The 14,659-nt window shown below is 51.7% G+C and carries 10 protein-coding genes; 1 reads left to right on the forward strand and 9 read right to left on the reverse strand.

The genetic code is table 11. From position 1 onward, the window contains the following. Window positions 1-201: 201 nt before the first annotated feature. The 9 genes from B2344_RS04390 to B2344_RS04430 form a co-directional block, all read right to left on the reverse strand. On the reverse strand, window positions 202-1,242 hold the full coding sequence (locus tag B2344_RS04390; protein WP_045699445.1) for an alpha/beta fold hydrolase: 1,041 nt from the start codon (window positions 1,240-1,242) through the stop codon (window positions 202-204). A gap of 134 nt (window positions 1,243-1,376) precedes the next feature. Further along, window positions 1,377-2,360, reverse strand: a complete 984-nt coding sequence (locus B2344_RS04395) for an NADPH:quinone reductase (RefSeq protein WP_034738356.1) — start codon at window positions 2,358-2,360, stop codon at window positions 1,377-1,379. 92 nt (window positions 2,361-2,452) lie between these two features. Further along, window positions 2,453-4,339 carry an AMP-binding protein gene (locus B2344_RS04400; RefSeq protein WP_349679777.1) on the reverse strand — a complete coding sequence of 629 codons (1,887 nt, stop codon included), beginning with the start codon at window positions 4,337-4,339 and terminating at the stop codon, window positions 2,453-2,455. Between the two features lie 175 nt (window positions 4,340-4,514). Beyond that, a complete protein-coding gene (locus B2344_RS04405) occupies window positions 4,515-5,945 on the reverse strand; it encodes an outer membrane lipoprotein-sorting protein (protein WP_273241464.1) in 1,431 nt (476 codons plus the stop codon). Between the two features lie 37 nt (window positions 5,946-5,982). Then, a complete protein-coding gene (locus B2344_RS04410; protein WP_273241466.1) occupies window positions 5,983-7,905 on the reverse strand; it encodes a hypothetical protein in 1,923 nt (640 codons plus the stop codon). Window positions 7,906-7,964: 59 nt separating this feature from the next. After that, a complete protein-coding gene (locus tag B2344_RS04415; protein ID WP_273241468.1) occupies window positions 7,965-10,292 on the reverse strand; it encodes an efflux RND transporter permease subunit in 2,328 nt (775 codons plus the stop codon). Window positions 10,293-10,338: 46 nt separating this feature from the next. Next, entirely contained in the window at window positions 10,339-11,430 is a 1,092-nt protein-coding gene (locus B2344_RS04420; RefSeq protein ID WP_146740220.1) for a WD40/YVTN/BNR-like repeat-containing protein, read from the reverse strand. Window positions 11,431-11,502: 72 nt separating this feature from the next. Beyond that, the gene (gene hcaB / locus B2344_RS04425) at window positions 11,503-12,285 is read right to left on the reverse strand and encodes a 3-(cis-5,6-dihydroxycyclohexa-1,3-dien-1-yl)propanoate dehydrogenase (RefSeq protein WP_034738352.1); all 783 of its coding nucleotides are present in this window, start codon (window positions 12,283-12,285) and stop codon (window positions 11,503-11,505) included. 701 nt (window positions 12,286-12,986) lie between these two features. Beyond that, window positions 12,987-13,742, reverse strand: a complete 756-nt coding sequence (locus tag B2344_RS04430; RefSeq protein ID WP_290484735.1) for an IclR family transcriptional regulator — start codon at window positions 13,740-13,742, stop codon at window positions 12,987-12,989. A gap of 116 nt (window positions 13,743-13,858) precedes the next feature. Between B2344_RS04430 and B2344_RS04435 the strand changes: the two genes are divergently transcribed. Then, window positions 13,859-14,647 carry a 2-keto-4-pentenoate hydratase gene (locus B2344_RS04435; protein ID WP_034738348.1) on the forward strand — a complete coding sequence of 263 codons (789 nt, stop codon included), beginning with the start codon at window positions 13,859-13,861 and terminating at the stop codon, window positions 14,645-14,647. Window positions 14,648-14,659 lie beyond the last annotated feature (12 nt).

The raw sequence follows: 14,659 nt of genomic DNA on the forward strand, positions 1-14,659 counted from the left end.
ATCAAATAAAATTATTTTTTTTCTTATGTCAACAAAATTCAGGATGCATTCCCCAATTTCTCAGCATTCCGTCTGGGCCATAGAGTCCCACGCACGCCCGAAAATTCGTGTTCATTATCCTTTGCCCAAGCGCCTGATAAAATGTTCACTCGGGAGATAATACAGACGCACGTTAGCGTGCGCACTTCCGCGTAGCGCGCCTCAAACAAGCTCTCTCATGAATCCCAAAACCAATTCATTTACTTCCTCAGGCCGTTCTTGTTGGATCCAATGACCGCATCCGGACAGAATGTGTGACCCGACATAATTCGGAACGAACTCGCCTACACGATCAATTGCCTCTAGTCCCCATCCTGTCGTGACATCGCACTCTCCTCCAATAAACATCGCAGGTGGGCGAAGCTGAGTGCCGTCATGTGACTCAAGCTGCTCCCAACTGTTTTGAATACTTCGATAATAGGAAAAAGGCCCTATCATTCCTGACCGCTCGAACTCCTGCGTATAGAACTCCAAATCATCCGTTCTCAACCAGACCGGAAGATCGGCGGGCGCATGCATTTTGTCCCGCATTCGAGCACCAAACGGTATACTAAGGGCGCTCGCACGTATGATGTCCACTTGCGGTAAGTCCAAAAGGCCAGAAAAACCCGCAGCCTTCATACTCTCGCCTGAAAAGGCCCACAGAACGTCACGTATCCAACCACCCGAATCTTCTTCGAATTCCCGTATGGCCGGTGCCAGCGAACCAAAATAGTCCTGATAGAATTGTTGGTCTGGTCCAGCCAATTCTTTATGAATATCTTCTGGAGAGCGTTCACCGAAAGGAGAGCCAGGCAGAGCAATTAGCCCGCGCCCAGAGAAAGGAATTGCAAGCCCCACAACGCCACGGAAGATTTCAGGATGCAACCAGGCCGCTGTCCAGGCAATCATTGCCCCCCAGTCATGCCCAACGACAACGGCACTTGAGGCACCTAACGCCCTGACCACACCCACGATGTCCTCGACAACAGACTTGATCAGATAATATTCGGAGTCCAAGAATTTGGATGATCGCCCATAGCCTCTTAGATCAATGGCAACGGCCTGGTAACCGGCCTCGGCTAAAGCTGAAAGCTGGTGGCGCCACGAATACCAGGACTCCGGAAAGCCGTGAACGAGTATGACTAGTGGGCCTTCGCCTTCGCACACGGCGTGAATTCGGGCAGAGCCGACAGTCAAGAATTGTGAGCTTCTTTGTTGCATGATTTTTTCCGAAATCAGAAATCAAAATTGTCTCTGTGCGTCCGTGAAGGCCGGTTCCAAAAAGCAAGTCCGGAAAGCCCCTCGGGAGGTATCCTGCTGCTCCAAATAACTTGACAGCATAGCTCTCCGCCGAACTATTCAATTCTCAAAACGACGTTGCCCGGCAACGCTCCGCTCTCAACCAGTTCATGGGCTTCCACGAGATTTGCAAAGCTCACCTTTTTTGCAATATTATGCAGGACGTTCTTGTCCTTAAGCATGTCTTGGAGCACCAACAGGGCTCTTTGCCTATCTGACCTGGATAATTTGTACACGATGAAAAAGCGATAACAGATATTGCGTCCGATTGACGGCGAGAAAGGTAAAGCGATTTCTTTTTGACTGCTGCCATAGATGACGGCCAGCCCCCCCTCTTTCATAATCGCCACGTCTGTTTGAATGTTGGCAGCCAGGTCTACTTCGATTATCCGGTCGACGCCCCGATGGTCCGTAACCTTGTTGATTTCTTCGACCAGCGTGTCTGTTTTGTAGTTGAATACAAAATCTGCTCCTGCGCGCCTCGCTAGGGCCGCCTTCTCCTCACTGCTGACTGTCGCAATGACAATTCTGGCACCACAAAATTTTGCCGCCTGAATCGCGTAATGGCCAACCGCACCTGCGCCACCCGCGACGAGGACAATCTGCCCTCGAACTCCTCCGTCAGTTGCGACGGCATGACAGGCGGTCATTGCAGGAATGCCGAGACATGCACCGTTCTCAAGCGCCAGCCCGTCCGGCATATGCTCGACCTGCTCAGAAGGCAGCACAACGAACTCAGCGGCAGTTCCATTGCTTCTGTTCCATGCGGCATTCCAGACCCAAACCGCATCGCCCGGCTGAAAATCGTCAACGCCATCACCAATCATATCAACCAGTCCGGCTCCGTCACTATGAGGAATGCGTGGAAATGGGATTGTGGAGGGGATGTGCCCACTGCGGGTTTTGACATCAGAAGGGTTCACACCCGACCATTTTAACCGCACCCGAACTTCGCCGGCCCCAGGCGCCGGCATCACCATCTCCCGCAGCGTCAATACGTCCGCAGCTGGCCCTGTATTCTCGTAGATATAAGCTTTCATGTTTTCCCTTTCTGGCGTCAATTCCAGATTCAAAAATTACTCATCCGTGGGCCGCCAAGACATTTGCCATTGTGGTGAGGCCGGATACGCGCCTACCGAGCAATGGCTGAAGTGATATCATTCAATACCTGCGGGTCATCGATCGTCGCCGGAACTACATAGTCTTGCGACTCCGCAATGCTCTTGATCGTTTTCCGTAGAATCTTTCCCGACCTTGTTTTTGGAAGTTGATCGACAACGATGACGCGCTTGAAGGCAGTTACCGGACCAATTTCGGTTCTCACCAAGTTTACGATTTCTCTCGTAATTTCTTCCTCTGCACGCGTGACCCCATCGTTCAAAACGATGAGCCCAATTGGTAATTCTCCCTTCAAAGAATCTGCAACTCCAATAACGGCGCACTCCGCGACATCTGGATGCGCCGCCACCACTTCCTCGATTGCACCAGTGGACAGGCGATGACCCGCAACGTTAATAATGTCGTCAACGCGGCTCATGACGAAGATGTAGCCCTTATCGTCTATATATCCGGCATCCCCGGTCTTGTAGTATCCGGGGTATTCCTCAAAGTATGATTTTAGAAATGCCTCATCGTCTTCCCACAGTGACAGCAAACACCCCGGTGGAAGCGGCAGCTTTATGACAATAGCTCCGTGCCCACCTTGCGGCATTTCAGAACCGCTCTCATCCACAATGCGAACATCAAATCCAGGCATAGGAACTGTGCTAGAACCATATTCTGTTGGCAGCTGTTCTATTCCCAACGGATTGGCTGCGATCGGCCACCCTGTTTCAGTCTGCCACCAGTGATCTACGACTGGCACATCAAGGAGACGCTCTGCCCACTGGATCGTGTCAGGATCTGCTCGTTCACCCGCAAGGAACAGCTGTCTGAAACCGGAATGATCGTAACCGGAAAATAATGAGCCTGCTGGGTCGACTTTCTTGATCGCCCTTAACGCCGTGGGTGCCGTAAAGAGCGTATTAACCCGGTGCCGCTCAATCACCCTCCAAAAGGTTGCAGCGTCTGGTGTTCCGACCGGCTTTCCTTCAAACAGTATCGTCGCACTGGCGTTAAGAAGCGGACCATACACAATATACGAATGACCGACGACCCATCCTACATCCGATGCGGCCCAGAACACCTCTCCCGGTTTGACATTGTATACATATTCCATCGACCATTTGAGAGCGACCGCATACCCCCCGTGATCCCTGACGATACCCTTCGGCTTTCCAGTCGTCCCCGATGTATGCAGAATGTATAGCGGGTCGGTAGACGCCACGCTCACACATTCGGCTCTCTCGCCAGCCGTTCTTGCGGTTTCAACCAGGGCGGCCCAGTCGAAGTCCCGCTCATGCTCAAGCTCGCACGTCCTGCTAGAACGCTGGAAAATGATTGAACACTCAGGTTTGTGCGGGCTGAGCCTGATCGCCTCATCAAGGAGAGGCTTGTACTCAACGATACGACCAGGCTCGAGCCCGCAGGACGCTGACAACACAATTCTTGGCGTCGCGTCCTCGATTCGAGTGGCAAGCTCTCTAGCTGCGAACCCCCCGAATACGACCACATGGACTGCTCCGATGCGCGCCGTCGCAAGCATCGCAATCACAGCCTCGGGAACCATTGGCATGTAAATCAAGACCCGATCGCCGGCATTCACCCCACGCTCTTTTAGCACGGTCGCAAGTATACCAACCTCATCGAGTAGTTCAGAATAAGTATACTTCCGCACCGCTCCCGTCATTGCGCTATCGTAAATCAACGCCAGATCATCTCCACGGCCATCGCGCACATGACGGTCCAAAGCATTCCAGCATATGTTGCATTCGGCGCCGACAAACCAACGGGTCGCATGATCTTTCGATTCTCTGAGTACGTCGTAAGGTCTATACCACTCCACGGCATGAGACGCTGCCTCCCAAAACTTATCAGGTGCCGATTCCCATTTCTGGTATGTCGTTCTATAACTTCCCATAAGAATGTCTTCCAATACTGCCGGGTCCGCCTTGCCGCCACTATGTTCTTTACAACCGCACAACCAGTTTCCGGCCTGTGACCAAGACGGAATAGTTCCAATTTTCTTCGGTGTGAATCGTAGCTCGGCAGCACGTGCGGGTTGGCAATCTTGATGAATGCCAACCCGAGAGTGACTAGCGTTTGTCTCTCAATTTATCGACGTCGAACAAAGAATTGTCCATCTGATCAACTTTCTCCCAATCCGACGACATGCTGAGTATCGTGTGCCGTTGTGAAATCAAGTTTGGAATAATCAGTGAACGCCACATTGCGCGTCCCGTTGTGGGCTGCCACCAGCGTGAATCGTCCCAAGTCCGCCATAGGTTACCCCGACGATCGTACATTTCCATCCACTGGGTATAGTAGAGTTCCTTATCTACCCAAATGCGTTTTTTGGAGTACTGGTAGCTGTTGGTGAGATCATCGATATCATAAACCCATACCGGCCTCAGCTCCATGTCAACAATTCCCGTCAAAGCGCAATGCGCCTCATCCGGACGATAAGGATCGTATGCTGCACCAACCTCCGGTGCGGCTAATACGAAGCCCTCTTTAACCATGGTGTACTTGAATTTGCGTTTATCAGTTTTGGTCCACTGACTACGCCATTCGTCCCAAGTAAGCTCCAGAGACGGAGCAATTGGATCTTGGCCATTGGTACCAGTAAGAGTGCGAGTACGACGGAGCGTAGGGATGAAAATCTTGAAGTTGTCATCTTTGTCAGCATCCGCGTACCGAAGTCGGACACCGGCTAATCCTCGCACATCCCTAGGCGAAGTTAGTAGCAAAGAACCCGCTTCGGTGACACCTTCATATCCCGGAACATTACCGAGCGGAGTTTTACCAACTCTACCCGCCATCTTGCGCCACCAAATATTGCCTGTGTAAGAGCGTTCGACCTTATTGCTGGAGCTACAGCCGGTCATCAGTACCGGGTTGAACCAGAGATCTTCTGTTCCCACGCCGTGCGCATTGAACAACCAGTTTAGTTCATCACCATTTTTTGGTGTCAGGAAAGGCAATCCGCTCTTTGTGAGAACGCCATTTTTTCCGTCCCTGTCTACCAGCTCACCCTTTTCATTAATCGTGAAGGGATCTTTGCCCAGCTTCTTGGTCGCATCGAGCAGAGCTTTCTGCATATAATAATGGTTCGTGGGAACAATGCGGATACCCTTGACACCCATCCACTCACTATTGAGCCGATCAATCCAGAACTTTGGAAGATAGTCTGACAACCAAGGCATTGACGCCAGGTTGTCTTTCGTGATGATTAACCCTGGTTTTAGCTCGCCCGGAATATCGGCGTCCTCTATGAGGCTCGAGGCCGTGTAACCTCTGAAATCCTTCCACTCTTTCTCAAGTTTTCGGGTCTCATCATTGTCAAGCATATCAGCCCAGGCTTTGTGTTCGGGCAAGCCCGTCTCCTTGGCAAACGCCTTCCAGCGCTCGATATAATCTTCTTGTGCATTCGCTACGGGCGTTGCTGCAGTCGCAACTGCCATAAGCGCCGTCGCTCCGATCAGAAAGCTTTTCAAGCTTAACCGTTTCATTTTCTTCTCCATCATCAAGAACCAGACATCTTTGCGTTATCGTTATGTTTCTCTAGAATTGGTAGGTCAGAGAAAACTCAACGTAGTCCGATTTGTTATAGAGCCCCAAAAGGCCCTGCTCATCCTTCCCGCTAAAGTAGCCCACTTCAATTCTGGGCTTCCAATTTCCTCCTCCTACGGAGAAATCTATTCTCTGCCTTATCGCAACGCCACCTTTATCCATGTCCCAGATCGCCAAGCCATCCAGAGTCACTTTGTCGTTTAAGAAACCCTTCGTGTACGTCTGAGTTATGAATTCCTGGTTCTCTTCAACATTTGTAAGCGCGTAAGGCGCCTGAAACAGGAGCCCATCAGCATCTTCGGTATGGATCTCGAAAAACTGAGTTGTCATAAAAATCGAACTGCGCTGGGATTCCCACCCCGGCACCCAGAAATTATAATCAAATCCGACCAAGACAGACAGCTGATCTCGTCTCGCGATTGTGTCGTCACGGGTAGTAATGAGAGCTGGTGTTCCGACGGTCACACGCCCGGGCACAAAGGGGTTCTGAATCACCCCCTTGTTGAAGGGTTTGTCAAACTCGTATGCCGCCTCCAAACGCAGTACCGGAGAGACATCCTTTCTACCGAATCGGAACTCCGTCATATCGCGTGTGAATGAAAAACCGACGGTCTTTTGCCGGAGTGTGTAATCGAGGTCAAAATCTGCAGTAATAGAACACGGCACCCCTCCCGCCGCCGGATCCAGAATATCAAGGCAGCCGAACGGAATTAAAGGAAAGTCCCCTGGCGCCGCAGTCCCAGCTGCTAGAGACTGGATGAAATCAACGTACTGACCCGGCGCATTCATCGCACCTATGGTGGTTGGGAGATCAATGGGCACATTGACAACGCCCGCTGCATTTGGATCTCCGATAAATGTGCCAATATGAACTGTTGCACCGGTGTTGACGACGATCGGCAGATCCTGAAAACCGTAAAAACCATTAACTGTCCCCTGCCCGCCAAGGACATCGAATTTTAGCCGCATGCCGACCTCGGAATCTTCCCAGTCGTCTGTTTCCTTGTCCGACAGCTTTGCTCCCAACAAAGGCATTCCAAAACCGGACTGCCCTTCCACCAATCTCGGAAAGGGCAGTCCGAAGGGCCCTCCGGACGTGCTGGAATTCGGCGTGGGATTATTCACGATGAATTCGGAATGGCGTACCACCGGAGTGTAGATCACTTCCAGTGATGGATCCTTGAGTCCTAGCCCCTCAAAAGGAGCAGCCAACCCAAGCTGGTCAATATCCAAAGATAGGGCAGCACTCCACTGAGGTATCCGCAAATCCTCGGTGTCTGTAAATATACTCCTTTGGCGGAGATCCTGTGGGTTCAGAATATCAAGAAGGCGCAGACCATCTGCTTGCCCCCACCCTCGCTGAAACTTTCCGACTTTTAGAGACGCGCGTCCCTCTGAATCAGCAAACGCTATCGACAGCTCTCTAATCACATCCTGCTCGAAATCATCGAGTATGCGATTTTCTTCACCGCTATTACCAAACGGTTCAGGAAGCGTGAGCGCCCCATCCTGCGAGAGTAAAAAATCAAAGCGATCTAGAAACGGAGGGCCTTTAGTAAAGTCTTGCGTGCCAGGCCCGGTTGAATCTCCATCATCAAGATCATAGTACCAATCGCCGCGCAGCCAAAAATCGGAAACGACCGTCACGTTGCTATTGGGAGTCCACTCAGCCTGAAGCTGCGCTACAAACTGGGAAGGCCCCACTCCAGTTCCACCACCATACCGGTCAAAATAGACGCCCGTCCCTTGCGTCAGACGTCCGCCCACCCAGACATTGTCGGGCAGGTTCAGCGCTTCAGCCAATGACTCGGCATTCGCTGCCAGCGGCATCATAAGGACTGTGGAAAATGCTGTAGCCCCGAGCAGGCATAGCTTTTGCGACTTAGTTTTAGTTTTTTTATTCTTGGTATTCATCTTTCTCTCCCTCACTTTCTATTTTTCCCGATGCGCAGCCAGGCTCTATCGCCCTCAATCTAACCAACCATAGCCCTGACTATTTTCTTCTGTGTGCTAAACGGAAATCCCCGTGGCTTCAGCAAGCCGATTGCTGCAGGCACAACAGTGAGCGCCCCCACCATGTTGAACATCAAGATGATCGCCAACAGAACGCCCATCTCGGCTTGGAACCTGATCGGAGACAGGAAGTACCACGGCAATAGCGGCAGTATCATCGTCAGTGCCGTAACTATCACGGCAATACCAGACGTGTTGAACGCCCGGCCCGCCGCCTTCGCGAATTCATGGCCGTGCCTCATTTCGTCGCGTATCCGGTCTGCCATGTAGATGCTGTAATCAACACCACGGCCCAAACCCAACGCAGCAAGCGGCAGCGTATTCAAGTTCATCCCCACGTCCATAAGCGTCATGACACTCATGGTGATAAAGTGAGATGTCGTCAGTACAAGTATGATCACGACTGCGACTGCGGGTGATCGATATAGCCAGAGCAGGTTAACTGCGATAACGATGATAATGGCAATAAGGAGTACATTTTCTTTGTGCTCGATCTCGTCGTTACTCGCCTTAATTATACCGATCTGTCCGCCGGCGAACCTCACACGCGGCTCCCCATCTGAAAACTGATAGGTGTTTAGAAATTCATGGCCCGCCGCCATCAACGCATTCACGGTGTCAGCACTATGCTCCCCCGTATAAATTGAGAGCTTACCGATGCTCCATTCCGGGTTCGTATAGGCGGCAAAGTCTCCTGGCTCACCGCCAGACCGGAACATGTAAATGTTAAACCCTATTTCTTCTTCTGTATCAGGAATTGTTTGGTATGAAGGGTCCCCTTCCCACAAAACCATGTTGATATTTTTTACAATTGGAACAAGGCTTTGTGCGCGAGTTGCGGGAAGAACTCGTTCGTAAATATAGCGATCAAATGCTTCGATCTGATGATACACACGCGGATCTAGCATTATCTCTCCATCACCGGAGAAATAGGCCTGCATTACATCCGTACCGACACGGTCAAAGCTCGAGTTGATTTTTTTGACATCTTTGTTGTATTGGGAATCTTTCCACAGGATCGGGCTCCCTTCTGCGTCACCTATTTTTAGCCCCTGCGAAATGAAAATGCCCGCAATCAACGCAGCGACAAAAGCCGGGAGGAATACATATCTGGACGCTTTCAGCCCAAAAATTTTGGCCAATACGGCTTGACCGGGTAAGGTGGTGCGGAATTTTGTCGGCTTCCGAAGGACCGCCATGAACGCCGCAGCAACAATAATTCCCGGGGTCAGCGTTAGAAGCCAAAACGTGCAAATGAAGGCAAGCGACTGTATGCTTGGGATAGTCACCAGAGCCAGAACCGTAAATCCAGCTGCATCGGTAATCACAGCCGCAGTGCTCGGGAACAGAAGGCGCTCAAGGCCTTCTTTTACTGCATCACGCATGGTGGCACTATTTTCGATTTCATCGAAAACGCGCGAAACGAATTGAACTGAATGGGATAAGACAGTGGCGAAGACGAAGAATGGGAGCAAGAGCAACAGGGGATCAAGATTGTAACCGACCAAGCCAATGACGCCAAAGCCCCAAATCGTGACGGCGAAGGCCACGAGCATTGGAACAGCAACGCCCACCCAGGACCTGAAATAGAAAAATAGGACGGCAGCGATAGCCAGCACAGAGGCCGCAAAAACCAACAGCATATGAGGCAGATATTTCTTAACCGTGCCCAGAAGTACGGGCCTGCCAACGACTGATATTTTTACATCTTTCGTCGAGAATTCTGATTTTAGATTGTCAATAAAGGCGACAAACTCCCGAGAATCCACCTCCTCTGAAAGCTCGGCAGAAATAAGCATTGAATGCTCATCCAGTGAGACCAATGAGCCGAGAAACTGCCCCCTGACGATTTGTTTGAAATGCTCCATATCAGACTCAGAGCGGGGCACTTCCGGCCACATAAGAGGACTGACCAGAATTTGCCCCTCCCCGCCGGCCACCGATCTCGTCTTCCGGAGATTGGCCGCCTCAAACAGAGGGCGGATATTGTTATCGTGAAAATAGAACTCGTCTGATACTTCCCGATACGTTTCAAGAAAGTCCGAATTGTAGATGTCGCCTGCTTTATTTTCGACTTCGACAAGGACATTATTGACTCCACCAAACTGACTCCGGAACTCCTTATAGAGTTCGACATTCGAATGGTTTGCAGGCAGCATATCTTCGATAACGACCTTCAACGAGACACCTGTCACGCCGAAATAAGCCGCCCCCGATGTGACCAGAAAAGCGATTGCCAGAATGATTCTGGGAAATCTTATGACGAAATTCGAAATATAACTTACCACTGAATTTGAGCCTTTGATTGAATTTGCAACAAGCGAACTACTCCTGTTACCACCGCACTAACGGCTCCGGATCTGAGACATCGAATTCGGTTTTTAGTACGGCACCGTTCGCCCCAACGACAACATACCCTCCGTGTTCTGATGTTTTAGAGACTCCTCCGTACCAAAGGAATCCTGGCTTACTCTCCAAGGGCAACAAATCCGATACAGGCAATCCAGCTTTTACACGGACCACACCGCCCTGGCCTACGATCACTCCGTCACCATCTTGGTCTAATGTTAGATCGAACAAATGCGCATCTGTCCCCGAGGACAAAGCTGTGATCGTCGGGACACGGTCCATTAAGCGTCCCGAGCCCTCTTCAACGTCACTGTCCGAACCAAATCGAACCATTGTAAGCTTGCCGCCAAGCCCAGATATTAGCGCCTCCGAACGCCATGCATCTACCGCTGTGAATGTGACCGAGGCATCGGGCGCGTCCAGCACCTCCCAGCTCAATCCATCATCGATTGACGACGCTATCAGGCCGAACTCCCCAACCAAAACCAACCGCCCGTCCTCGAGACGTGTAATGCCATTCAATCTCGGTAGATCACGTCCCTGATATCCGGATAACGCCTGAGTTTGCCACGTTTTACCGCCATCGGACGTGTGAAGCACTGTAGCCTCATGTCCGACGACCCAAGCTGTCTGGGCGTCGAGACAGTAGACATCTCGCAAGTTAATGCCCGACTCAATATGCACAACTTCCCAATGTGCGCCCCCGTCTTCAGACCTCAGGATCTTTCCTCTACTCGTGACAGCAATGCCGACGGACTCGTCCACAAAGTCGATCCGCCTAATTAAGTCCGTAAACGGTAAGGGCTCGCGCTTCCAGTGCCCTCCTCCATCCTCGGTCTTCAGTAGCGTCCCGTAGTATCCACCCGCCCAGCCCACAGAATCAGAGACAAAATCGACGGCAAATAAATTATCAGGAACAAACCGTACACGTCCGTCAGTTGGTAGCTCTATATTTGACCGAGGGCTTATGTCGGGGGCCGGTAAAACGGCCTGCTCAGCCAGCGCCCCAGGTTGGGAGAAGTAAAGTACCCCAGCAGCAACGGTAGCATGAGCGAATTTGAAGACCGGCAGGTTCATAGATTTGATCCAAAAGACCGCCAGCACTGCTGGCACAATTTCAACTTAGTTGGTGAACGCGTTCAGGCTGGGTCAGCCCACGCCAATACCGCCATCGGACAAGATGGTTGTGCCTGTGACGTATCGAGCCGACACCGGACAGGCAAGCAACGCATATAGCGCTACATGGTCTTCAGGCTTTGCGGCAAATCCGAGCGGTGTCATGCCCTCGAGAAGTTTGTCGATCTCTGGAATCTCAGCCATCTGGGACTTTGCGTGCTCGGATGAGGGCGACCCGGAAAGATTGGTAATCGTACCTCCTGGAGCTACGCCATTAACCCTAACGTCTGGCGCGACTTCCTTCGCAAGCTGCTTGATGAGTCCAATCACAGCGTGTTTCGATGCCACATATAGCGGACCACCTCCGCCCGTAAAAAAGCTTGAGCTAGAGGCCGTGAAAATTATGGACCCTTTAGACTGGCGAAGCGCAGGAAGACACGCGTACGCTCCGAGCGCGTACCCCTTTACATTCACACCAAAAATATCATCGCAGACTCTTTCGAGCTTTTCTTCATCCTGCGCTTCCAGAGGCGTTATAAAATCCCATATCCCTGCATTGCCGATAAAGGTGTTCAGTCCACCGAATCTCTCCACGGCAAGGGCCGCAGCGCGCTGATTGTCTGCCAGACTGCGCACATCCCCAATTACTGTTTCAACCTCAGCCCCGAACTCACCCCGCAACGAACTCGCCTGTTCGTCATTGACGCACAGAACACACAGTCTGGCACCTTCCTCGACAAAATGATGGACCACCGCCCGACCAATTCCCGTGGCTCCGCCCGTAATCAAAACGGAACTGCCGCTTAGTTTTGGCATATTTAAGTACCTCCCTAACAACCTTGCTTGAGGTGCAAGATTTTGTTCTTTTTTTGAGAAAAAATGATTTTTTTGATTGTGTCAATATTTATTTACGAACAGCGCGAGCTCAAATTCCGTAGCAAGGATCGAAATCTGCATGTGGCCAAAGGCAACTGTGCTATCGATGCCGCTGTTAATTTCGCCATACGGAACAGACGCCAGCGCAACTTAGTGCACCTGACTCCCGGATTGGAGCAGTGCTCGCCGCCCCGGATGTCGAAAAGCCATTTCCCGACTCCGAGATTTTTGTTCCGTATACTCGCTTATTTCTATCGGTTGTTCGGGAACGCTCAGAACGCAGTCCATGTTCCCACATGTCCGATTATTCGCGCATTGGCCGCTTTCGGGAATATTCTCGACGCACAAATATCATGGGTAGGCCTACAGAATTCCAATCCTGTTCACCCGAGCGCGTAGATTTCATAAAGTTTCACAATGTGGGAGCGATGCCACCCATTCGTATCCGGCCAGGTTGACGCGCAACCGGATCGCGGCACAACTCAAATGTGTCGTGTCAGGTTGAACTTCACTGCCATTCAAGGTCAGGGAACGCTCAAGAGATACGACAACCAGTCTGTTTCCTCCGGCGGAGCTAGGTCTCCGCCAAACTCTGGGAGCCTAAGCGGCTCCCATTTTTTTGACCTCTCATCTCCACATGATCAGGCGCCGGCCCCTAAAGTGGAAGAGATTGACTGAGCTACCCCGTTGAGCTGAATCAGGCGATCACGCTGTTCTTTAGGACTCGCCCACCTCTGGCTAGATGAACTAGAAATTGCGCCCACGACCATTCCCCGCGAAGTGAAGACTGGCACAGCGATGCAATAAAGTGCGTTATGAACCTCGCCATCGTCAACGCCGAATCCCCTAATGCGCGTGCGATGTAGTTCTCGTTCGATTTCGGCTGGGTCCGTGATCGTTTTATCCGTGAGCTTTGGAAAGGGCCCGCTGGTTATATACGCCTGTCGCTCGTCGACCGTCATGTGCGAGAGCAACACCTTGCCGATAGCAGAACAGTACGCCTCCAGCTGCCCTTTCTCGCGCGTGAACACCTCCTCTCCTTCAAATACCGCCTTCGCGAGGTAGGTAACCATGTCGTTCTCCAGAATGCCAAAGTGGGTCGTGGTTTCCAACGCGACACTTAGTTGTTCCAAAATGGGTCGTACTATTTCCGACAGCACAGCATGTGGTGTGAACCCCTCCAGCTTCTTCAAAAAAACAGGGTTTGGCAAATATCGTCCACGTTTGGATCGGCAGATGAGCCCGGCCGAATGGAGGGCATTCAGATGCCTGTACAGAGTCGATTCCGGCACTCCGAGCTGGACACTCATTGCGTCTGATTCGAATACACCGTCCTGCGCAACAAGTGCTCCGAACAAGGCCATCGCCTTGTCGAAGGAAGACATGGATCGTGTCACACGGATCTCCATTTATCACATTGTGATAGCAATTGGCCTGCCTCGGATTGCAGTGTCAAGTATATCGCGTAGTTAGCGATCTACATTCCAAGTTACTTACGGACGCGAACCAGACCATGATCTCCAGAGATGAAATTCAAAAGGCTGCGGATGCACTGTTCAACGCACACGCTGGACAAACCTACTGCGCGCCAGTGCGTGATCTCATTGGTCTTGATCCGCAAGCCGGATACGAGGTCCAGGCGATCAACACAGCCCGGTGGGTATCCGCAGGGCGACGGATTGTTGGCCGGAAAATTGGCCTGACGTCAGCGGCAGTCCAAAATCAACTTGGCGTAGACCAGCCCGATTTTGGCGTCCTCTATGCGGATATGGAATATTGCGACGGTGATGAAATTCCGTTGTCAGCAACTCAACAACCCAAGGCCGAGGCTGAAATAGCCGTTATACTCGGCAGGGACATCAACGCGCAGGATACAACGCCAAGCGAACTGATCCGAGCCATAGACCACGTCGTGCCTGCCATCGAAATTGTGGGCAGTCGTATCAAGGACTGGGATATCCGCATTTCGGATACGATCGCGGATAACGCCTCATCAGGCCTATATGTCCTGGGCGGTCCTGTTCGTGCACTGCATGGGCTTGATCTCGTCAATGCTGGCATGGTGATGAAATGCAATGGACGCCCGGTTTCATATGGCGCCGGCATCGCGTGCCTTGGAAATCCGCTAAACGCCGCACTCTGGCTCGCACGAAAATGCGCAGAGCTCGGAGCACCTCTCAAGGCCGGCGACGTCGTTCTGACAGGTGCTCTTGGCCCGATGGCCTCAATGGAGCCTGGTGATCTGTTTGAAGCAGATATCGAAGGTATTGGGTCGGTTCGCCTCGCAATTGCGGCGAAATAGGAGACATTGGAA

The organism is Hyphomonas sp. UBA3195, from assembly GCF_002366485.1.
Classification (GTDB): Bacteria; Pseudomonadota; Alphaproteobacteria; order Caulobacterales; family Hyphomonadaceae; genus Hyphomonas.